The sequence below is a fragment of the Actinosynnema sp. NPDC037264 genome (assembly GCF_055603705.1).
In genome coordinates this window covers 87,830-108,408 of record NZ_JBVJVK010000010.1, presented here as the reverse complement: position 1 = coordinate 108,408, position 20,579 = coordinate 87,830, and the positions used below count along the sequence as shown (strand labels likewise).

The window sequence follows — 20,579 nt, the reverse complement described above, 5'->3', positions numbered from 1 at the left end:
GGGCGCGGCTCAGGCCTGGGCGGCGGCGCGGCGGCGCGCTTCCGCCTCCAGCGCGGCGAACGTCTCGTGCATGTCGGCGCGCATGCCCTTGAGGAACAGCTTCTTGAACACGGGGACGAACGCGCCGCTCAGCTCCACCTCGCGGGTGACCTTGACCTTGCCCTCGCCCACCGGCTCGAAGATCGTGTTGATCAGCATCTTCCCCATCGGCATCGGCGACTCGGTCGAGTAGCTGCGGCCGTCCTCGATCGCGGTGATGGTGAAGTTGCCGCGGGGGCCGCCGCGGGGCTTGGTCCAGCCGGAGGCGCCGACCTCGAACCGGCCCTCGAAGCCCAGCTTCTCCACGTGCGGGTCCCAGTCCTGCCACGCCTTCAGGTCCGAGGCGACCTGCCAGAGGTACTCCGGCTCGGCCTCGATCGTCGCGGACTCGCTGAATGACAGCATCACACACCTCACCTTTGCGCGGTCGATTTCCGCATCAGTCAAACCGCGCGCGCGGGCGCCGCACCAGAGGACGGACCCCCTAACAGTCGGTGGGCCCCTTAACGACTAGGGGGCACCACCGACACTTAGGGGACCGCCGGCATGGCCCAATTCGTCGCCGGACACTTCAATGAAATCGTCCCGGTCCGAGCCGACCCCGTGGAGTGCGACCCATGACGACAGCGCCAGAGCGCCCGCGACTCGTCGACATGCGGGCGCGGGCGGAGGAGTTGGCGGCCGTGCGGGAGTCCGCGGAAAGGGGCCCGTCGCCGCGCGCCTCGGAACAACAGCACGCGCGCGGGAAGCTCACCGTCCGGGAAAGGCTCGACCTGCTCCTCGACCCCGGCACGTTCCGCGAGGTCGAGCAGTTCCGCCGGCACCGCGCGACCGGCTTCGGCCTGGAGGACCGCCGTCCGCACACCGACGGCGTGGTCACCGGCTGGGGCGAGGTCGACGGGCGCACGGTCTTCGTCTACGCCCACGACTTCCGCATCTTCGGCGGCTCGCTGGGCGAGGCGCACGCGGAGAAGATCCACAAGGTGATGGACCTCGCCGAGTCCGCAGGCGCGCCGCTGGTGTGCCTGAGCGACGGTGCGGGCGCCCGCATCCAGGAGGGCGTCACCGCGCTGGCGGGCTACGGCGGCATCTTCAGCCGCAACGTGCGCGCGTCCGGGGTGATCCCCCAGATCAGCGTCATGCTCGGGCCGTGCGCGGGCGGTGCGACGTACTCGCCCGCGTTGACCGACTTCGTGTTCATGGTGCGCGGGATCTCGCAGATGTACATCACCGGGCCGGACGTGGTGGAGGCCGTCACCGGCGAGCGCATCACCCACGACGACCTCGGCGGCGCGGACGTGCACGGCAGCACGTCCGGCGCCGCCGCGTTCACCTACGAGGACGAGGCCGAGTGCCTGGCCGACGTCCGCCACCTGCTGTCGCTGCTGCCCTCCAACAACCGGGAGCTGCCGCCCGCCGCGCCCACCGACGACCCGTCGGACCGGCGCAACGACGTGCTGCTCGACCTGGTGCCCGCGAGCCCCAACCTCGGCTACGACATGCGCGCGGTGATCGAGGAGATCGTCGACGACGGCGACTTCTTCGAGGTGCACGAGCGCTGGGCGCGCAACATCCTGTGCGGGCTGGCCCGGATGGGCGGCCACGTCGTCGGCATCGTCGCCAACCAGCCCTCGGTGCTCGCCGGCGCGCTCGACATCAACGCCTCGGAGAAGGCGGCGCGGTTCGTGCAGACCTGCGACGCGTTCAGCATCCCGCTGGTGACGCTGGTCGACGTGCCGGGCTTCCTGCCGGGCCGCGAGCAGGAGCACGGCGGCATCATCCGGCACGGCGCCAAGCTGCTCTACGCCTACTGCAACGCCACCGTGCCGCGGGTGCAGGTGATCCTGCGCAAGGCCTACGGCGGCGCGTACATCGTGATGGACTCCAGGTCGATCGGCTGCGACCTGTCCTTCGCCTGGCCCACCAACGAGATCGCGGTCATGGGCGCGGAGGGCGCGGCGAACGTCGTGTTCCGCCGCGAGATCGCCGCCGCGCCCGACCCGGCGGCGGCGCGGGCCCAGCGCATCAAGCAGTACCAGGCCGAGCTGGTGCACCCCTACTACGCCGCCGAGCGCGGGCTGGTGGACGACGTGATCGACCCCGCCGCGACCCGGTCGACCGTCATCGACGCGCTCGCCGTGCTGCGGGCCAAACAGGCCAAGCTGCCGTCGCGCAAGCACGGCAACCAGCCGGTGTGAGCCGATGAGCGCACCGCTGCTGCGCGTCCTCAAGGGACGGCCGAGCGACGACGAGCTGGTCGCGGTCGTGCTGGCGCTGGTCGCCGCCACCTCCGGCAACCCCGGACCGTCCCGTCCCCCGACGACGAGCCCCGGCTGGACCAGCGCGCCGAGCCACCGCGTGCCGGGCGCGTGGACCTCGCGCTGACCGGCCGGCACGCGGACCACGAACCCGGCGCGCGGCCCCCGCGCTCACCACCGAAACCTCAACCCGCCCAGACGCGCCGACCTCGCGCCCACCACCGATACCTCAACCCGCGAAAAGGACCGACCGTTGACCGCACCGCCCGTTGCCGGCGCCTGGATCAGGCGTTTCCACCCCTCGCCGGACGCACCCGTCCGCCTGGTGTGCTTCCCGCACGCCGGCGGGTCGGCGTCGTACTACTTCTCCACCTCGCGCGCCCTCTCCCCCGACGTGGAAGTGCTGGCCGTGCAGTACCCCGGCCGCCAGGACCGGCGGTCCGAGGCGTGCGTGGACGACGTGCACCGCCTCGCCGACCTGGTCGCCGAGGAGCTGGCCGCCTGGACCGACCGGCCGCTGCTGCTGTTCGGCCACAGCCTCGGCGCGTCCCTGGGCTTCGAGGTCGGGTGCCGGCTGGAGGAGTCGGGCGTGCGGCTGCTCGGCCTGTTCGCGTCGGGCAGGCGTGCACCCAGCCGGTGGCGTGACGAGCACGTGCACCTGTTGGACGACGACCAGCTCGCGGCCAACCTGGCCCGGATGAGCGGGACGGACTCGACCGTGCTCGCCGACCCCGAGATGCTGCGCGCCGTGCTCCCCGCCGTGCGGGCGGACTACCGCGCCGCCGAGACCTACCGCGGCCGGCCGGGCGCCCGGCTGGCCTGCCCGGTGCGCGCCCTGACCGGCGACGAGGACCCCGAGGTGACGCTCGACGAGGCCCGCGCGTGGGCCGAGCACACCACCGGCGGCTTCGACCTGGAGGTGTTCGCGGGCGGCCACTTCTACCTCAACGACCACGCGCCCGCCGTGCTGGCCTCGCTCCGCCGGCACCTCGCCCGGCCGACCTGACGGGGTGCCCGCGACCACGCCGGGGCAGCCCGACCCCACCGCGGCCCGACCCCGCCCGACCACGACCACCGCACCGGACCGGACGCCCCACCCGCCCACGCGCCGACCCGCAACCGGACCCGCACCCGCACCCGCACCCGCACCCGCAACCGCAACCGCAACCGCAACCGGCGAGACCCGACCCGAACCCGCAACAGCACCAGCAACCGGCGAAACCCGATCCGCACCCGCACCCGGCGCAACCGGACCCGGACCTGTACCCGCAACCGGCGCGGCGCGACCCGCCGACAACCCACCGGACCGACCGACCCGCCTGCCCGCGACCGCGCGCCGACCCCTGCCCGGCGCGGCCCTACGCCGGCGGGATGTCGTGCCGCACCAGCACCGCGGGCAGCTCGCTGCGGCTGGTCACGCCCAGCTTCCGGTAGACGCGGGTCAGGTGCTGCTCGACCGTGCTCACCGTGATGTAGAGCCGTCGCCCGATCTCGCGATTGGTGTGCCCGAGCCCGGCCAGCTGCGCCACCCTGATCTCGGCGTCGCTGAGCACCGCGGCGGTGGACGGCGTCGGACCCCGGCCGGCGGCCTCGCCCGGCGGCCCGCCCGGCTCGGCGCCGACGAGCACCTCCGCCTGCGCGGGCAGGCCGGCCCGGCACTCCTTGGCCTCGTGCGCGGCGCGGCGGGCGAACACCCGCGCCCGGTCCACGTCGCCCAGCTCGTGGTGCGCCCGGCTCAGGTCCTGCAACGCGCGCGACAGCTCGAACCGGTCCCCCGCCTGCTGCAACGCGTCCACGGCCTGCGCGAGCAGCGCCGGCCGCTTCGCCACCTCACCGCACCCGGCGAGCACGCGCAGCGACAGGCCGGTCGTGCGGCGATCGGTGCCGCTCACCCGTTCGAGCTGGTGCCGGACCAGGTCGCGCGCGGTCAGCGGGTCGCCGAGCCGCAGGTGCGCCTCGGCCAGGTCCGTGCGCCACGGCAGCAGGGCCGGCACGTCGGCGCCCCGTTCCCGCGCCATCGTACCGCACTCCTGAAGGTCGCCGACCGCCGCCAGCACCCGGTCACTTGCGAGGTGGTGCAGCCCGCGGGCGCGCAGGAACCACAGCCCGTGCGACGTGCCCGCCATCGCGTCGGGCGTCGGCCGGCGCAACGTCTCCTCGGCCGCGTCGAGCCGCCCGGACGCCACCTGCGCGAGCGCGAGCGTCCCCAACGGCGAACCGACGCACACGCCCCAGTCGGCGGGCGGCATCAGCTCCAGCGCCGACTCCGCGGACGCGACCGCGTCCGCGAGGTCGCCCATCAGCAGCGCGAGACGCGCCCGGACGTCGCTGAGGTACGCCTGCCACGCCGTGGCGCCGCGCCGCGCGGCCTCCTCCACGAGCCGGTCGCACCACGCCGCGGCCTTCTCCGCCCGGTTGCCGTGCCCGAGCGCGATCAGCGCCGTGCCCATCGTCTCCAACGTCGCGTCGCCGAGCCGACTGCTGTGCAGGAGGTGCTCGGCGGTCACCGTCAACGCCTCGGAGACGCCCTGCGTCCACACGTTGCCGAGCAGGCTCGCCGCCCTCGTCCACGGGTTGTCCGCGGCGCGCTGGTGCGCGGGCCCCAGGTCGCGCACCCGTTCCCGGTGCGCGCCGTGCACCCACAGGTAGACCAGCCGCGCCTCCACGACCAACTGCGTGTCGACCTCGCGGTCCGCCCCCGCCAAGGAGTCCATTATCCCCAGCGCGAGCGTCGTGTCGCCGTGCCACAACGCCTCGCGGAGCGTGGCGAGGCCGTCCCGGTCGGACAGCTCGCCCTCGGCCGCGGCGGTGCGCACCAGCTGGCGCGCCACCCCCGCCCGCGACGGGCGGACCCGCCACGACGCCCGCACCACGGCGACGGCCAACGACACGCGCTGCCCAGGGTCCGTGCACGTGTCCAGCGCCAGTTCGAGGTAGCGCACGGCGGTCTCCACGCGGTCGCCCGCCAACGCCACGTCCGCCGCCTCGCGCAGCACGTCCACCACCCAGTCCGCGTGCGGACCGGCCGCCTCCAGCAGGTGGTCGGCCACCTCGACCGCGGGCGCGCCGACCTGGCGCAGCAGGTCCGCGGCGTCGGCGTGCAACCGGGTGCGCCGCGTCCGGGGCAGGCTGTCGAGCAACGCCTTGGCCACCGCGGGGTGCCGCAGCCCGCACCCCTCCACCAGGCCGGCGGACACCAGCAGCTCCAACGCCCGCCGCACCTCCGGCAACGGCAGCCCGACCAGCCGCGCGACGTCGTTGGGACTGGCCTTGGCGCAGAGCACGGCGAGCCCGCAGGCCGTCTCCAGCAGCGGGGTGCCCCAGCGGTGCAGGGCGGCGACGACCTCCGGGCCGAGCAGGTCGCCCGGCGCGCCGTGCCCGCCCTCGCGCGACGCGGCGAGGTGCTCCTGGACCAGCACGGCGACCAGCAACGGGTTGCCCGCGCTCGACCGGTGCACGTCCGGCGCGACGCGCTTGGCCTCGTCCTCCGGCAGGAACCGCGACGCGTGCCGCACGACGCCGCGCACGTCCAGCGGGCCGAGCCGCAGCCGGCGGTGGGGCTGCCGGAACAGCTCCGCGTGGAACCTCGGCAAGGTGGACTCCGGCGTCGCCCACTCGCTGACGACCAGCATGACGCGCGCCGAGCTCAGCCGGCGCCACAGGTACAGCAGGAGCTGCAGGGAGGTGCTGTCGACGAACTGCACGTCGTCGATGCCGATGACGACGGGTCGTTCCCGCGACAGCTCGAGCAGCGCGCCGCAGACCTCGCGCGCGGCCCGCACCAGGCCGGGTTCGGCGTACCGGCCGGCGCCGATGTCGTGGTCGCCCTCGTCCACCGTGGCCGCGACCGCGGCGAGCGGTTCGAGCAGGCGTTCGGCGAGGTCGTCCGGCAGTTCCACCACGCGGAAGAGCTGTTCCATGACGGCCAGCTGGAGCTTGCTCTCCGCGGCCGAGCCGACCGCCATCAGCGACACCGCGCCCGACTCGGACGCCTGGCGGGTGAACTCGTGCAGCAGGGACGTCTTGCCCGTGGCCAGGCCGCCGCTGATCAGCGCGAGCTGGCCGCCGCCGACCGAGGTCTTGGCGAGCAAGGCGTTCAAGGTGCCCAGTGCGTCGTTGTGGTCGACGAATACCACCCAAGCGTTCCTTCCCCCAGTGGTGAAACCCCTAGCACCGTCGTCAGTGGACTCTCAGACCGCGGTGCCGTGCCCGGCTACCCCTAGTGGGCAGGACTGGGGTTCAAGCGCCCGATCGGCCGATCGGATCGGGAAGAAATGTGCGACCGATCGCGCGGCCGACCCGCCACCACCGGCGACGCAACCTGCCCGTGCATGGTCAATCACGGTCCGTAGAGGTCGACAAACCCAAGTGGACGGTAAGTGGACACATTCTTGCGAAATCCGTCGTGATGAACCGGGCGCCGGATGAACCACCCCCTAATCCCCGCTGTGGCACTGACCCGGCCACCGCCGGCCAAATAGGATCGACAATTGTCCCCAGGCGAATGGAGGGCGCGGTGGCGGACAGCCTCGCGGATGGGACGCCGGCCGACGCGGTGCGGTTCCGGCACGCGCTGGCGGCGTTCCCCAGCGGGGTGACGATCGTGACGACAGGCGACCCGGACGGCCGCTGGTGGGGCTTCACCGCCACCTCGTTCTGCTCGCTGTCGATCGACCCGCCGCTCGTGCTCGTGTGCCTGGCCAAGACCGCGTCGTGCCACGGGGCGTTCCTGACCGCCGAGTCGTGGGTGGTCCACGTCGTCCCGGCCCACCGCAGCGACCTGGCCCGCCGGTTCGGCACCAGCGGCGTCGACAAGTTCGAGGGCGGCGACTTCGAGCCCGACCCGCGCGGCAACCCCGTGTTCTCCGACGCGGCGGCGATCCTGCACTGCGACGCGTTCGCCCGGCACGACGGCGGCGACCACACCATCCTCGTCGGCCGCGTCACCGGGACCCGGGCGAACGGCCACCCGCCGACCGTCTACTTCCACCGCGCGTTCCACGCCCTCGACGAACCGGTGGCCGCGAACGGCCGGGGCTGACCGCGGCCCGCAGGACATCCACAAAGGAGGATCGCCCGGCACCTCCCCGCCGGACCTCCACAAAGGAGGATCGCCCGGCACCTCCCCGCCGGACCTCCACGTTCCGAAGTCGCCGGCGGCGGGCGGTCCGCGCGGAGCCCGTTCACGACGACGTGGTCACCCGGCTGACCCCGGGCGCCACCCGTCCGTACGCGATCCGATGCCGGTGCCAGCCCACACCGGACTCGGTGAGGCGCAACTCGCGCTCGTCGAGCGTGGCGAGCCCGGCGTCGACGACCTGACCCGCCAGCGCGCCGAAGTCGTCCACGAACGACGTGCCGAAGCTGCGCCGGTAGTCGGCCAGGTCGATCGAGTGGAACATCAGCCGGCCCACGACGTAGCGCTCCCGGCGCTCCTGTCCGGTCAGCTCGTCGGCGACCGAGTCCACCGCGTGCTCGCCGCGGCCGACGGTGGCGATGTAGCCCTCGACGTCCCGGTGCGCCAGGTAGCGGCGGCGGTTGACGTACCCGTACGCACCCGGCCCGATCGCGAGGACGTCGACGTCGTCCTTCTGGTACATCCACGTGTTGTACCGGCTCTCGTAGCCGGGCCGGGCGAAGTAGTCGATCATGTACATGTCGAAGCCGGACTTGCGCGCGGCCTCCACGACGTCGTCGTACATGGCGCGGACCTGCTCCGCGCCGGAGGGCAGCGGCGCGGGCACCTTCCCCCGCTTGATGAAGTTGTGCTGCGGGCTGCCGTGGTGGACCCGGTACTCGTAGATCGTGAAGTGCTGCACCTCCAGCTCCGCCAGGCGCCGCAGGTCGCTCTGCCACACCTCGCGGGTGTGCGAGGGCAGGTTGTACATCATGTCGAGCTGGATGTTGGTGTGCCCCAGGCGGTTGAGCCGGTTGATCACCCGCGCGCTCTGCTCCGCCGCGTGGGGCGAGCCGATCACGCGGAGGACGTCCTCGTGGAACGACTGCACGCCGAGGCTGACCCTGTTGATCGGCGATCCGGCGACGTACTCCACCTTGTCCTCGGTGAAGTCCCTGGCGTTGCCCTCCAACGTCAGCTCGCAGCCCTCGGCCAGCGGGAAGCTGGTGGTGATCGCGTCCACCACCCGTTCGAGGTTGGCGGTGGTGAGCACGGACCCGGTGCCGCCTCCGATGTACACCGCGCGCAACCTGCCGGTCTGCCAACGGCGACGCCGCCCCCACCGCTGGATGTCCGCGACGAGGGCCTCGACGTACCGGGCCTCCCGGGCACGGGGGTCGTTCTCCGACAGCAGCTCGATGAAGAACGGGCAGGCGTGGCAGCGGACCCGGCAGAAGGGGATCGACACGTACAGGACGAAGTCGCCGCCGACCTCGTCGAGGCCGAACTGGTGCTCCACGACGGCCGCACCGCCGGTGTTCGGCCGCAACGGCGGCAGCACCGGGATCAGCGGGTGCGCGGACCGCTCGGTGGAGAGCGGGGTCGGCGGGGTCAGGTTGGTCGGCATGGCATCTCCTGTGTCTCGGGAGGTCTTCGTTCCGGTCAGCGCCGACTGCTCTCGCGGAGGTGGTCCAGCGCCTCGGGCGAGGCGGTGGCGCCGACCGCCGGCGCGCGACCGACGAGGTGATCGGCGCAGCGGAGCACGTCGGCGACGCGCACGGAGGCGATCGCGTCGTGCGCCCGCCCGCGACGGCGCCCGAACCCGGACTCCCCGTCGGCGAGCACGTCGGCGGCCAGGGTGTCCACGGAGGTGAGCGGGTGGAGCGCGGTCGTCGCCGCGGTGTGCGCGGCGGCGACCTCCCGTTCGGACGGCGGGTCGCCGCCGAGCCCGGTGAGCGCGGCTCGGGTGAGCGCCAACGCCGCCGCGGCGTCCGCGCCGCCGACGCAGGTCGTGGTGAGGACGCCGGTGCGGAGCGAGAACGCGACCTTGCTGCCGTGCGCGCCGATCCGGCGCAGGGCGTCGCGCAGCCGCCGGTTGAGCACGGCGGCGGTGACCAGTGCCGCCGCGCCGTCCCCACCGCCGGGTTGCGCCAGGTCGTACGCGGTGGCGACGACGAGGTCACCGCCCCCGGACGGGATCAGCACCGGGCCGCTCACCAGCGGCGGCCGCACCGCCGTCGGGCCGTCGTCCGACCCGGTGAGCGCGGCCTCCCACCTCTCGACGTCCGGGGCCGGCGCGTCACCGCTCTGGGTGATCACCACCCGCGCCGTCCGCACGGCCACCGTGTCGACCGCGGCGGCGATCGTGCGGCGCAGCGCGTCCTGGTCGGCGACGAGGTCCTGGAGCGCTCGCCGCCGGGACCAGCCGTCGACCAGGTCCTGCGCGGCGCCCGTGGTCGAGACCTGGGCGTGGGCGGCGCTGACCACCAGGCCCGGGGTCGTGGGCGTGGCGGAGGCCTCGCGGCCCACCACCGCCGGGACCCGCTCGAACCACCTGTCCGGCTGGTCGCGCAGGGCCGTGATCCGCTGCGCCAGCCACGTGCGGGCCTCCGCCGCGTCGTCCTGGTGGTGGCGCAGGCAGACCCGGAGCCTGATCCGCGGCCGGTCCGGCGCGGAGTCGTGGGCCGTCGCCGTGACGGTCACGTCCGACCGCCACCGCCGCGCGTGCCGGAACGGCGCGACCGCGGTCGGCAGCAGCGGGAGGACGTCGAGGTCGCAGACGAGGTCGAGGTCGGCGACGGCGTACCCGATGCCCTTCGTGTCCGTGGTCCACAGCCAGGTCCGCGCCGCGCCGGGAACGGGTGTCGGCACGCAGCGCGGGTGCCTCGGTGCCGGCCGCGCGGGTGGGACGGGGGGCAGGGCCGTGTCCGGAGCGGGGCCCGCCGCGGCAGGGGTACCGGAGTCCACCGGCGGCAGCGGAACCCGTGACGAGGTGTGGTCGACGAGTGCCCGCCCGAAACGTACCGAGGTGCCCGTCAGCAGCGACAGGACGCGGTCCGGGTGCTCGGCGCACCAGCGGAGGTGCTCGGGCAGGTTCAGGGCGTCGACCGGGGACAGCCCGCGGACCAGGGGCGCCACCGCGTCGAGCACCAGCTGCACGGCCCACGGGTGGTGCGGGTGCTTGCCGTTGCTGCGGTCGAGCGCCCGCAGCAACAGGCGGCGGGCCGCGTTCGTCACGTCCTCCGCGCGGAACGCCTCGGGAACGACCTCGGCCAGGCGGTCGTGCACCCCGTCGGCCGCGTCCGGCCCGGTCACCCTCACGCCCACCGTGAAGAGGGTGTGGGGGTAGTGGAGGTTGACCCCGGAGCCCGGCGGGTACCGGTGCCCGCCGTGCTCGGCCAGCAACCGGCGCAACGGCCCGTCCGTCGTGCCGGCCAGCGCCTCCCCGAGCACCATGGCCCGGGCGGTCGCCCCGGCGGCGGTCGACGGCTCCAGCGCGACCGCGAGCAGGGCGTCGACCCCCGGTGATCCCGGCGTCCCCGGCACGACGACCGCGGAGGGATGCGCGGCGAACGGGGCGAAGGCCGCGGGCGTCGACCCGTCCGGGCCGAGCACGCGTGAGACGTGCTCGTGGAACCGCGCGGGCGGCTGGTCCCCGACCGTCACCAGCCACGCCGCCGACGGCCGGTAGTGCCGCCGGTGGTACTCCCGGGCCTGCTCGGGGGTGAGGCCGGCCAGGTCGGCGACCGACAGGCCCTGCGCCTGGAGGCGGCTCAGCGCCGGTGCGTCGTAGACGGCGGCGGCGAGCGCTCCGAGCGCCACCGTCCGCGGGTCGTGCGCCCGGCTCGCCGACTCCTGCCGGACCACGCCCGCTTCCCTGGCGAAGGTCGCGTCGAGCAGCAGCGGGTGGAAGACACCGTCGAGCAGCGCCTCGGTCAGCAGGTCGGCGCTCGCCACGCAGGTGGTGCCGGCCACGAAGCACGTGAAGTCCGGGCCGGTGAACCCGTTGACGAACGTGGTGGCGGCGGTGTCGGCCAACGACGGGAACACGTGCACGTCGCCGAAGCGGCGCGATCCCGCGCCCACCCAGTGCTCCAGGACGTGCGGCACGCCGGGGTGCGTCGACGGCGTGTGCAGGGCCAGTGCGACGACCAGGTGCGGGTCCCCGGTGTCGACGTGCACGTGCCGCAGGCCGGTGCGCCCGTCGCGGTGCAGCGCGACGTCCCCGACCTCGGTCGCCCACGTGCCCGCGGTCTCGAACGTCACGTCCGGAGCCCTTCCCCGTGGCACACCGGGCAGCCGGCCTGCGGCAGGAGCGGCGTGACGTCCGACGTGCCGCCGTTGCGCCAGGTCCACACCGCGTCCACGGTCATCGGGTTGCCCAGCCCGGCCAGGTGGCGGAAGACCTCCGCCGTGGCGACGCTCGCGGTGATGCCCGCCCAGGGCGCCAGCCCGCCCGAGGTGCCCCGGGGCAGGCGGCGCAGGCGTGCGACGGTCTCGGCGAACCGCGGCTGCTCCTGGCACCGCTGCGCGAACTCGCACATCGGGCACGCGCTGCGGCCGGGCAGGTAGAAGGGACCGACCCGCAGACCGCTCGGGTGCAGCAGCGGCACGCCCGCCTGTCGGCAGGCGCGGGCGAGCCATTCGCGGACCAGCCAGATCGGCTGGTCCGCCGCGCCGACGACCAGGTCCACCCCGTCGAGGTGGTCGAGCAGGTCGCCGGGGCCGGTGATCGGCGCGGCCACCGTCCGCACCCTCGCGCGGGGCGAGAACCGGGTCAGCGCCTCGGCCGCGGCGTCGACCTTGGCCCGGCCGATGTCGCCCTCCCCGAACAGGATCGACCGGTTCAGGTTGGACGGTTCGACCACGTCGGAGTCGACGAGGACGAAGTCGCGCACACCGCAGCAGGCGAGGCCGTAGAGCAGCCAGCTCCCCATGCCGCCCGTGCCGACGACCAGGACCCGTGCGTCCAGCAGGCGCCGCAACCGGTCGAACCGGGACACCTCGCCGTCCTCCTGCTCGGAGAAGTAGTGCAGGAGGCGGTCGAAGCGGGCGAGGTCCTCCGCGCGGATCGTGGCGGGCGGCTCGACCGCCTCGAGGAACCCGGCGTCGCGCAGGGTCGCCGCCAGCTCGTTGGCCCGGGTCCTGTCGTCGGGCCGCCAGTCCGCCGTCTCCTCGTCCAGGTCGGACGTCCCCTTCGCGAGCAGGTGCAGCACCTGCTCCTCGACCGGGCCGAACGGCGCGATCCGGGTCAGGCGGTCGCCCAACCGCGCGATGAGGGTGGGACCGGAGGGCAGCAGCTGGGTCCGCCCGCGCAGCCGCATCGTCGTCGTCACGACCGGCTCAGCCTTCCACGATCTCGCCGAACAGCTCTCGGAGCTGTCGGCCCGCGGGTGTGTACTCGACACCGCCCTCGTCCAGCGTCCGCAGCGCGTCGCGCAGGTCGTGCTGGACCGCCTCGTAGCGCTGGACGAGCTCCGGGCCGCCGCCGTCGGCCACCGCCGCGCCGAGGAACTGGGCGATCCGGGCGAACACGAACGTGCCGTGCAGGATCTGGTGCAGCGGCCGGGGGTCGAGGCGCCACGGCGACTTCACGAGCTTCGCCGGGTCGGCGTCGATGAGCGGGTCGTCCTCCATCAGCAGCGTCAACCGGTGGTGGCTGGCCTCGTGCAGCAGGTGTTCCGCGGTCAGGGCCGTGTCCGCGAACGGACCGAGGCGCTCGCTGATGAAGACGGTGCCGAAGAACCCGGTGTCGGTGAACGTCGACATCAGCCGGCTGCGGAACGGCGAGACGACCTTGATCAGCGCCTCGACCTCCGCGGCGAACCCGGGGCTGGTCGACCGGAGCAGGTCCAGCGCCCGGTCGAGCTGCTCGACCACCTGCCGGCTGACCGGCTCCAGCGGGGCGAGGTCCCGGCGGGGGTAGCCGGGCAGCGGGTTCCTGGCGTTCTGGCCCTCGAAGAACCGCCGGAACCACTCGTCGGACGCGTCCACCTCGATCGCGCCGCCCGCGATGGCCGGACGGGTGCCCAGCAGCGGGTGGTCGGTGGCGGCCGGCCCGAGCAGGTCGGCGACCGGGACCAGCCACAACCGGTCCGTCGTGTCGACCCGCAGCACGTCGCCGTCGTGGCGCAGCCGGGCGTGGCCGGGCCCGGCGCCGTCCAGGACGACGTGCCGGAGGTGACCGGGGAAGCGCAGCTCGCCGCGATCGGACAGGGGCAGGTCGAGCCGGAGGTCCGTCGCGGACCCCGAGGCGACCGCGCCGCGCAACGCGGGGATCAGCACGAACCGGCCGAAGTGCGGCAGCAGTCGCCGGATGCCGGCGTCGTCCCCGCCCGCGACGGCCGACTTCAGCTTGATCCACCACGAGCAGAACAGCGGGTGCTGGGCGATGTCACCGCGTTGCTCCGCCGGCAGGTGCTCGAAGCACTCCCAGACCTGGTCCACGCTGGCGGCCTGCGCCTCGTCCACCCGGTCGAGCAGTCGCGGCAGCACGCGGGAGATGCCCCGGGACACCCGGTCGCGGTAGGTCCTGAGCGGTTCGTCGGGGTAGCTGTCGGCCACCGCGAGGGGGGCCATCGTCTGGCTAGGCATCAGTGCTCCCAGTGGATCCGGTCTTGTCGAAGGCGTCGTGGGCAACCGCTTCGGTCGCGCGGCGGAACTCCTCGTAGGCGACCTGGCCGAACGGCGTGAGGCGGACCGAGTCCCGCAAGAGGTCCAGCGCCTCCCGCTGCATGTCGAGCACCTCGACCAGCCGGTGCAGCCAGCGGTCCTCGCCGAGCCGCCGGTGCGCCCGCAGGTGGAACTGCGCGATCCGCGCGAAGACGAAGGCACCGTGGTACAGCCCGTCGACCGGTCGCGGCACCTTCCGGTAGGGCGAGTGCAGTCGCTCCTCCGGCCCGTGCTCGTGCACCCGGTAGAGGTCGAAGACGGCGTTGAGCCGCAGGTGGCTCGTCTCGTGGACGAGGCGCTCGGTGGCGACCACCGGATCGGCGAGGTCCGCGCGGAGGAACAGCAGCCCGTCCAGCACGCTGTTGCTGAACGCGACCGTGTCGGCGCTGGTGAACGGCACGATCAGCCGGACCAACCGGGTGACCTCCTCGCCGAAGGCGGGCCACACGTCGTCGATCAGCGCCAGCGCGCGGGCCAGGTCGGGTCGCACCTCGTCGGGCGGCACCGGCGTGACATCACCCCGCCCGCCCTCGGCCCTGGTGTTCCCGTTGGCCGTCCGGACGTACTCGTGGATCCACGGGTGGTCGGCGCCGAGGAGGATCCCGCCGCGCAGCTCGACGGAGTCGGGCGACAGGTCGTCGCGCACCGGTTCGAGGAAGCGCCGGAGGTGGCCGACCCAGTCCGCCAGGGCGGTGAACTCACCGCGCCGGTAGTCCACGCACAGGCGGTGCCACCAGTAGCCGAACAGCGGGGCGGTGACCACCGCCCGCCGCTCCGCCTCCCCCAGCGACGCGAACTCCTCCAGCGCGGCGCGCAGCGCTCGCGCGGTGTCGACGGGAAGTCGGCGCGCCAGCACGGGGAGCACTCTGTCCACGGCGGACGCGCGCTTGGCCGCGAACGCGACCACGTACGGGTCGTCGGCGGTCGCGCACGCCATCACGGAGGCCTGGGCAAGGGTCATCGGACGGTCTCCTTCTCGCGGTCGGCGGGTGCGGGCAGGGCGGGGAGGGCGGCCGACCGCGACAGCGCCCACCCGCGCAGGCCGGCGTCGCCGATCGACGCCGCGCACCGCGCGACACCGTCGAGCGCCGTCAGCGATCCGGGATCCAGCTCGCACGCCACGAGGTACGCCTCGATCGCCGCACGCGGGTCGTCGAGCAGCTCGCGGCACCGCGCCACGAGCGCCCACGACACCGCCGCGAACGGGGGTCCGAGCGCGGCGGAGCGGGCGAACGAGCGCAGCGCCGCCTCGACGTCCTGCCGGGCCAGCAACAGGTACCCGAGGTCGCGGTGCGCCCGGCCGTCGTCGGCGTCCAGGTCGACGAGCTCCCTGGTGCGGTCGAGGGCCAGGTCCGCCTCCCCCCGCCACTGCGCCTCCCGGGCGCGGGTCTCGAGCACGGCGCGCAGGTTCTCGGCCTTGGCCAGGGCCCGCTCGGCGGTGTCCGCCGGCGCGGACCGCGCGAGTGCCTCGCACTCGTCCAGCAGCCGCGTGGTGCGGGCCTTGTCGCCGTCGAAGAACGGGGCGAAGCTGCACGCCCGGAGCACCGCGCTGTGCAGCAGCGCGTCGTCCTCGCCGCCGTCGAGCGCTTGGGGAAGCAGGTCCATCGACCGCGTGGCCCACGCGTCGACCTGCGCGCTGTCCCGGCTGACCCGGGCGTGGTGGACGGCCAGCGCCAGCGCCGCCAGCAACCGGGACCGGGCCGTCGACGCGTGCTCGACCAGCGACTCGTACGTCGGCACCGCCTCGCCCGCGGCGAGCGCCCGCTTGTACCGGGCGTTGGCGCGCAGCATGAGCAGGCTCGCGCCGGCGTCCCCGATCGCGGTGGGTGGCTCATCCGGGCCGGTCAGCCCCAGGAAGGTCGCGTAGAAGCCGAGGCGGACGAGCACGATGCCGGCGCGTGCCCTGGTGTCGTCGTCGAGGTCGGGCCAGTGCTCGACGTGCTCGCACAGGTCCTGCCACCGCCGGCCGCGCAGTTCCGGTGGCAGGTCGGCGGGGTGATCGGCGTGGAAGTCGGGCAGCCGCGCCTCGCGCAGGATGTGCCGGCGGGTGTGCGCGACGGGGTTGCTCTGGAACACCGCCCGCACCTGGTGGCCGCTCGACAACGCATCGGCGTAGTGCAGCAGCACGCGGGAGTGGATGGCGCCCCCTGCGCCGCGCAGGTCGACGTACGGGCGGACGGCGCGCAGGTCGCTCCGGGTCCCGGGCGCGGTGGTGATCCCCCGCGTCGGCATCCGCCGGAACGGGTTCGAGGAGACGCTCATCCGACAGTCCTTTCCGGACGGACGCGCAACCGGGCGCGCAGGTCGGCCAGCCACCGCACGCACCAGTCGGCCAGGTCGGAGCGACCGGTCCGCTCGGCGAGCCGGTGCACCGCCGCGACGGCCGTGTACGCGGTGGGGTCGGCGTGCGCGGCGGCCAGGAAGGAGTCGAGCGCGCCTTCCTCGTCGCCCGCGTGCTCCAGGTGCCGGCCGAGCGCCACCCGCGCGCGGGCGGCGTGCGGAGCTCCCAGCATCGCCGCGCGCCGGTACGCCTCCACCGCCGCCGCGGTGTCCCCAGCCCGCATCGCCACGTCGCCCAGCCCCAGGAGGACCTTGCCGTCGTACGGGTCGAGCGCCGCCAACTCGTGCGCGTACCGGAGCGCCGCGTCGAGGTCGTTCGCGGCCGCGGCGGCACGCGTCCGGGTCTCCAGCAGGGGGTGCAGGTTCTGGCGGCGCACGAGCGCCTGCTGCTCCGTGCCGTCCGGGAGGTCGCGCGCGTGCTCCTCGGCGCGGTCGAGCTCCGCGCGGGTGCGCTCGTGGTCACCAAGCAGGAACGGCAGGTAGCTCACCGCTCGCCAGTAGGCGCTCGTGAACAGCGCGTCCCGCCAGGACCCTCCCGGCGCGAGCCCGGCGAGGTGGGCGCCGGCCACTTCGCGCCAGTGCGCCGTCGCGGCGACGTCCGGTGCGCGTCCCTTCGCGTTGAGCACCACCAGGGTCAGCGCGGCGGACAGGGCGGTCGCGGCGGGCAGGCGCCGGCTCGTCGCCACCGCGGTGAGGACCTCGCGGTCCTCCGCACGGGCCGCCTCCGACCCGCTCGCCCGGACGAGCGCGTGCGTCCGCTTCATCGCCAGGTTCGCCGAGAGCTGGTCGCGACCGGCGTCCTCGGGCGTCGACGCCGGGAGGACGCCGAGGGCGCACGCGTCCAGGCCGAGGGCGCACAGCAGGGTGCCGAGGCGCAGGCGCGTCTCCAGGTCCAGGTCGAGCGGGTGCTCCGTGAGCCGGACCAGCGCGCGCCACCGCTCGGTCACCAGCTCGTCCGGCAGCGCGGCCGGGCCCGGCGACGCCAGCTCCGGCCACCGCAGGCACTGGGCGACCGCCTCGCGCAACCCGCGAGGCGTGTGGCACTGGAACGGCGTCGCCGGGCGCGAGGTGTCGAGCTCGGCGTAGGCGGCCGTGACGGTCGCGGTGTGCAGGGAGCACACCGGGGGTTCGTGCAGCCCGAAGTACGGACCGAGCAACCACAGGTCCACCCGCTCGTCCGGCCGCCACCGGCGTGGCCGTTCGGCGTCGGGGCGCAGGCCCGTGCTGTGGTAGGGAGGTCGCGTCGTGCTCATCACGAGGCTCCGCGGACCGCGGACCGGGTGGCCAGGAAGACGCCACCGAGGACGAACAGCGCGCCGGTGCAGACCATGGCCCCGGCCGGCGACCAGGCCGTGGCGACCAGACCGAGCACGAGCGGCGCCAGCGGCATGGCCGCGCCGCTCAACGACATCACGGCCGCGAAGACCCGGCCGCGCAGCTCGTCCGGGACGACCGACTGGACGAACGAGGTCACCGCGACGGTCGCCATGCCCGCGGGCAGGCCGACGAAGAGCAGCGCGAGGGGTACCACCCAACCGCTGTCGAACGCGGTCATCACCAGCAACGCCGTCCCCTGGACGATCCAGTTGCCCACGAACACGATGCCCCGGCGACGGAGCAGCGAGGTGTGCGCGACGGTGAACAGGCCGATCACCCGGCCGACGCCGATGGCCGCGACGGCCAGGCCGAAGTAGGTGGCGCCGCTCTCCTCGAGCGTGAGCAGGTAGCCGGGCAGCAGGAACACGATGCTGTACTGGGCCCCGTCCAGCACCGGGTAGACCAGGAACTGGGGCCGGAGGACCTTGTCGGCGAGGATGAACCGCAAGCCCGCCTTGGCGTTGGCGAGCACCCCGCTGACCGACCGCTTGGGGCGATCCGCGGCAGCACGCGGCGGCACGACCGGCAGAGACTTCCTGACCAGCAGGATCAGCACCATCGAGACGCCGAACGTGACCGCGTCCAGCGCGAGGAGGACCTCGATCTCCACCACGTTCAGCAGCAGACCGGTCAGGGACGGGCCCAGGATGGCCATGGTGGTGGCGCCGCCGATGAGCAGCGCGTCCATCCTGGCGATGCGTTCGAGCTTCCCGCCCGCGATGACCGGGATCAGCGTCTGCACGGCCGGCATGAAGACCGTCCCCGGCGCGGCGAGCAGCAACGTGCCCACCAGCAGCACGGACAGGGGCGCCAGCTGCGTCGCGACCAGCACCGCCATCGCCGCGACGACGACCATGCGCACGAAATCGGCCCCGACCAGCAACCAGAACCTGCTGTACCGGTCGACGAGCACACCCGCGACCAGGCCGAAGCAGGCGATGGGAATGGCCATCACGATGCCGATGAGGGCGCCGTCGAAGAACTCCCCGCGTTGGGTCGCGTACCAGGGCACCCCCACTTTGAAGAGCTGGTCGCCGAACGCGGACTGGACCAGCGCGACCAGCAGCAGGAGAAAAGGCGTGTTGCGCAGGACGTTGGCGGCGACCGCGGGCTCCGGCGCCGTGGCGGAGTCCGCGGGCGCCCCTCCGACGGGCGTGCGGTTGCTCGTCAAAACGGCACTCCTTGTCGACGAGGCGCAGCACGGTTCCGGTGGGGCCGCGCACGGCCCCACCGAAACCCTGCGGCTACACCATCTGGTAGTTGTACTCAGCCGACAGCAGCGTCCCGAATTCCTCGAGGAGCTGCTCCTCGTGCGACTCCAACGCGAACGGCGTGCTCGGCTCGTTCGCCGTCGCGGTCGCGGACTTCACCGCGGTGACTTCGTCGTTGTTCATCGATCCTCCATTCCGGCGTGGTCGTGCGTTCCATTCCCCGGCGCCGTCGGCTGGCTCACGGCGCCGGCGTTCGTGGTGCGCCTCTCGCGGGCGCGGCGGACCGGAACCCGGCTCGGACCGGAATCCGGCTCAGGAGGCGCCTTCCTCCAGGGCGAGGCGGACCTTCAAGTCCGCCAACCCGATGTGCGGGTCGGCCTCCTCGACCTGCCGGAAGCGCGCGTCGCCCTCACCGGGCACGACCTCGGGCAGGATCTGCGGGTGCAGGGGGCCGCCGAACCGGTCACCCGGCCGCAGCCCGTGCTCCCAGAAGGTCGGGAGGGACCCGGTCGTCGGCGCGTACCGGACGTCGTCGCCCAGCCAGCGCGTGGCGAGGGCGCGACGCGCGCCGCCCGTGCCGCTCGTCCCCGTGGAGTAGTGCAGGATCCCCAGGTGGAAGATCAGGGCGTCACCGGGCTCGACGTCCCAGCCCACGATCGGGAGCCGGTCCCGGTTCGGCTCGATCTCCACCAGCCCGCGGAGCCCGCCCGGCAGCGGCGCGTGCGTCATCTCCTCCTCGACGCGCCGGTGCACGCCGCGGAACGCGGCCCGGGTCACCGCCGGCACGGTCAACGGCTCTTCGAGCCCGTCCAACGTCATCGGCTCGGTCGGCTTCCACCCCAGCTTGGCCAGCGCCTCGGCGACGCGGGCGTCGTCGAGCTCGCCGGACGCGCGCGCCGACCGCGCCGTCGGCCACCGGTGCGACCCCCGGATGAACTGGATGGCGCTGTTCTCCGTGGTGGCGTGGTCGCAGGCCAGCCAGATGTTGACCAGCTTCTCGCCGGCCACCGGCCACGCGATGGAATCGGTGTGCCAGCTCGTCGGGATGTCACACCCCGGGTCCTTCTTGAACATCTGGTCGACGAGGAAGTTGATCCGGCTCGACCGCGCCGCCTGCGCGGCGATGCGTGCCGCCGGTGAGTAGTAGGCGAAATCGCGGAACGCCTCGCTGTACTTCCACATGAACAGGTCCGTGTACAAACCCTTGCCGCGGGAGAGCAGCTCGCCGTACGGCGTGGGGTGCTCGATCATCCGGTCGATCGCGTCGCCGACGTGCGCGACCCACGAGTCCTGGAAGAGCCCTTTCGCGAGGATGACGCCGTCCCGCTCGAAAGTGGCGATCTCGTCTTCCGTGAGATCGCGCAGCGGCGCTTCCGCGGTCAGACCACGCGGGAGTCCCGACGGCTGCCTCACTGGTGCTGTCGTCATGTAACAACCCTTCCGGCAGGCAATTTCCGGTCCGTCCGCGCTTGACCGCGGGCGATCGACGCGTTTCCGGTGACCGACGACCGCCACGGTGTGGTTGGAGGTGTCCGACTTCATCGCTGCGACGAAGGACCAGAGGTGCGTTGCGTTATTCCGGCGAACATTCACATGGTGCGTGCGACTGATCGTCACGCTAAAGGCCCGCCACTGGTCGGATTGTCAGGCGAACGCCCGACAAACCTCCCTCGCCGGCCGACGGATCCGTTGGGACGGCGTCGATCCCGGCCACCGGCCACCCACACGTTCGGCGTGCGCGTGGCACACGCCCGCGCCCACGTGGCACACCGACGTGGCGGCACG

At 73.7% G+C, this 20,579-nt stretch carries 16 protein-coding genes; 4 read left to right on the top strand and 12 right to left on the bottom strand.

The window, feature by feature from the left end; genetic code table 11:
* Positions 1-9 precede the first annotated feature (9 nt).
* Entirely contained in the window at positions 10-444 is a 435-nt protein-coding gene (locus ACZ7GX_RS14875) for an SRPBCC family protein (RefSeq protein ID WP_498776759.1), read from the bottom strand.
* A 212-nt stretch (positions 445-656) separates the two neighbouring features.
* Between ACZ7GX_RS14875 and ACZ7GX_RS14870 the strand changes: the two genes are divergently transcribed.
* From ACZ7GX_RS14870 to ACZ7GX_RS14860, 3 genes are all read left to right on the top strand, one after another.
* Positions 657-2,237 carry an acyl-CoA carboxylase subunit beta gene (locus tag ACZ7GX_RS14870; protein WP_498776757.1) on the top strand — a complete coding sequence of 527 codons (1,581 nt, stop codon included), beginning with the start codon at positions 657-659 and terminating at the stop codon, positions 2,235-2,237.
* Positions 2,238-2,241: 4 nt separating this feature from the next.
* Complete coding sequence (locus ACZ7GX_RS14865) at positions 2,242-2,424, top strand: acyl-CoA carboxylase epsilon subunit (RefSeq protein WP_498776755.1); 183 nt, start codon at positions 2,242-2,244, stop codon at positions 2,422-2,424.
* A gap of 126 nt (positions 2,425-2,550) precedes the next feature.
* Positions 2,551-3,303, top strand: coding sequence for a thioesterase II family protein (locus tag ACZ7GX_RS14860; RefSeq protein ID WP_498776753.1), 753 nt, complete (start codon positions 2,551-2,553; stop codon positions 3,301-3,303).
* A gap of 352 nt (positions 3,304-3,655) precedes the next feature.
* Here ACZ7GX_RS14860 and ACZ7GX_RS14855 read toward each other — a convergent pair whose 3' ends face one another.
* Positions 3,656-6,433: an AAA family ATPase gene (locus ACZ7GX_RS14855; protein WP_498776751.1), complete on the bottom strand. Its 2,778-nt coding sequence runs from the start codon at positions 6,431-6,433 to the stop codon at positions 3,656-3,658.
* Positions 6,434-6,813: 380 nt separating this feature from the next.
* On the opposite strand from ACZ7GX_RS14855, the gene ACZ7GX_RS14850 reads away from it, so the two are divergent.
* Positions 6,814-7,338 carry a flavin reductase family protein gene (locus ACZ7GX_RS14850; protein ID WP_498776749.1) on the top strand — a complete coding sequence of 175 codons (525 nt, stop codon included), beginning with the start codon at positions 6,814-6,816 and terminating at the stop codon, positions 7,336-7,338.
* 142 nt (positions 7,339-7,480) lie between these two features.
* Here the strand turns inward: ACZ7GX_RS14850 and ACZ7GX_RS14845 are convergent, their stop codons facing one another.
* The 10 genes from ACZ7GX_RS14845 to ACZ7GX_RS14800 form a co-directional block, all read right to left on the bottom strand.
* Complete coding sequence (locus ACZ7GX_RS14845) at positions 7,481-8,821, bottom strand: coproporphyrinogen-III oxidase family protein (RefSeq protein WP_498776747.1); 1,341 nt, start codon at positions 8,819-8,821, stop codon at positions 7,481-7,483.
* Between the two features lie 35 nt (positions 8,822-8,856).
* The gene (locus ACZ7GX_RS14840; RefSeq protein WP_498776745.1) at positions 8,857-11,460 is read right to left on the bottom strand and encodes an insulinase family protein; all 2,604 of its coding nucleotides are present in this window, start codon (positions 11,458-11,460) and stop codon (positions 8,857-8,859) included.
* Entirely contained in the window at positions 11,457-12,530 is a 1,074-nt protein-coding gene (locus ACZ7GX_RS14835; RefSeq protein WP_498776743.1) for a HesA/MoeB/ThiF family protein, read from the bottom strand. Before ACZ7GX_RS14835 ends, ACZ7GX_RS14840 begins: the two co-directional genes overlap by 4 nt.
* Positions 12,531-12,537: 7 nt before the next feature.
* Positions 12,538-13,788, bottom strand: coding sequence for an aKG-HExxH-type peptide beta-hydroxylase (locus ACZ7GX_RS14830; protein WP_498776741.1), 1,251 nt, complete (start codon positions 13,786-13,788; stop codon positions 12,538-12,540).
* Positions 13,781-14,827 carry an aKG-HExxH-type peptide beta-hydroxylase gene (locus tag ACZ7GX_RS14825; RefSeq protein WP_498776739.1) on the bottom strand — a complete coding sequence of 349 codons (1,047 nt, stop codon included), beginning with the start codon at positions 14,825-14,827 and terminating at the stop codon, positions 13,781-13,783. The genes ACZ7GX_RS14830 and ACZ7GX_RS14825 overlap by 8 nt, the downstream gene beginning before the upstream one ends.
* On the bottom strand, positions 14,824-16,128 hold the full coding sequence (locus ACZ7GX_RS14820) for a hypothetical protein (RefSeq protein ID WP_498776737.1): 1,305 nt from the start codon (positions 16,126-16,128) through the stop codon (positions 14,824-14,826). The genes ACZ7GX_RS14825 and ACZ7GX_RS14820 overlap by 4 nt, the downstream gene beginning before the upstream one ends.
* Complete coding sequence (locus ACZ7GX_RS14815; RefSeq protein ID WP_498776734.1) at positions 16,125-17,459, bottom strand: tetratricopeptide repeat protein; 1,335 nt, start codon at positions 17,457-17,459, stop codon at positions 16,125-16,127. Before ACZ7GX_RS14815 ends, ACZ7GX_RS14820 begins: the two co-directional genes overlap by 4 nt.
* On the bottom strand, positions 17,459-18,754 hold the full coding sequence (locus tag ACZ7GX_RS14810; protein WP_498776733.1) for an MFS transporter: 1,296 nt from the start codon (positions 18,752-18,754) through the stop codon (positions 17,459-17,461). Before ACZ7GX_RS14810 ends, ACZ7GX_RS14815 begins: the two co-directional genes overlap by 1 nt.
* A gap of 73 nt (positions 18,755-18,827) precedes the next feature.
* The gene (locus ACZ7GX_RS14805) at positions 18,828-18,977 is read right to left on the bottom strand and encodes a hypothetical protein (protein ID WP_498776730.1); all 150 of its coding nucleotides are present in this window, start codon (positions 18,975-18,977) and stop codon (positions 18,828-18,830) included.
* 129 nt (positions 18,978-19,106) lie between these two features.
* Positions 19,107-20,222, bottom strand: a complete 1,116-nt coding sequence (locus tag ACZ7GX_RS14800; protein WP_498776728.1) for a phytanoyl-CoA dioxygenase family protein — start codon at positions 20,220-20,222, stop codon at positions 19,107-19,109.
* Between the last annotated feature and the right edge of the window lie 357 nt (positions 20,223-20,579).

Excerpts from the sequence above, each read along its gene's own strand:
- ACZ7GX_RS14875 (WP_498776759.1), bottom strand. The coding sequence starts at position 444 with ATGCTGTCATTCAGCGAGTCCGCGACGATCGAGGCCGAGCCGGAGTAC.
- ACZ7GX_RS14870 (WP_498776757.1), top strand. The coding sequence starts at position 657 with ATGACGACAGCGCCAGAGCGCCCGCGACTCGTCGACATGCGGGCGCGG.
- ACZ7GX_RS14865 (WP_498776755.1), top strand. The coding sequence starts at position 2,242 with ATGAGCGCACCGCTGCTGCGCGTCCTCAAGGGACGGCCGAGCGACGAC.
- ACZ7GX_RS14845 (WP_498776747.1), bottom strand. The coding sequence starts at position 8,821 with ATGCCGACCAACCTGACCCCGCCGACCCCGCTCTCCACCGAGCGGTCC.
- ACZ7GX_RS14830 (WP_498776741.1), bottom strand. The coding sequence starts at position 13,788 with ATGCCTAGCCAGACGATGGCCCCCCTCGCGGTGGCCGACAGCTACCCC.
- ACZ7GX_RS14825 (WP_498776739.1), bottom strand. The coding sequence starts at position 14,827 with ATGACCCTTGCCCAGGCCTCCGTGATGGCGTGCGCGACCGCCGACGAC.
- ACZ7GX_RS14820 (WP_498776737.1), bottom strand. The coding sequence starts at position 16,128 with ATGAGCGTCTCCTCGAACCCGTTCCGGCGGATGCCGACGCGGGGGATC.
- ACZ7GX_RS14815 (WP_498776734.1), bottom strand. The coding sequence starts at position 17,459 with ATGAGCACGACGCGACCTCCCTACCACAGCACGGGCCTGCGCCCCGAC.
- ACZ7GX_RS14805 (WP_498776730.1), bottom strand. The coding sequence starts at position 18,977 with ATGAACAACGACGAAGTCACCGCGGTGAAGTCCGCGACCGCGACGGCG.
- ACZ7GX_RS14800 (WP_498776728.1), bottom strand. The coding sequence starts at position 20,222 with ATGACGACAGCACCAGTGAGGCAGCCGTCGGGACTCCCGCGTGGTCTG.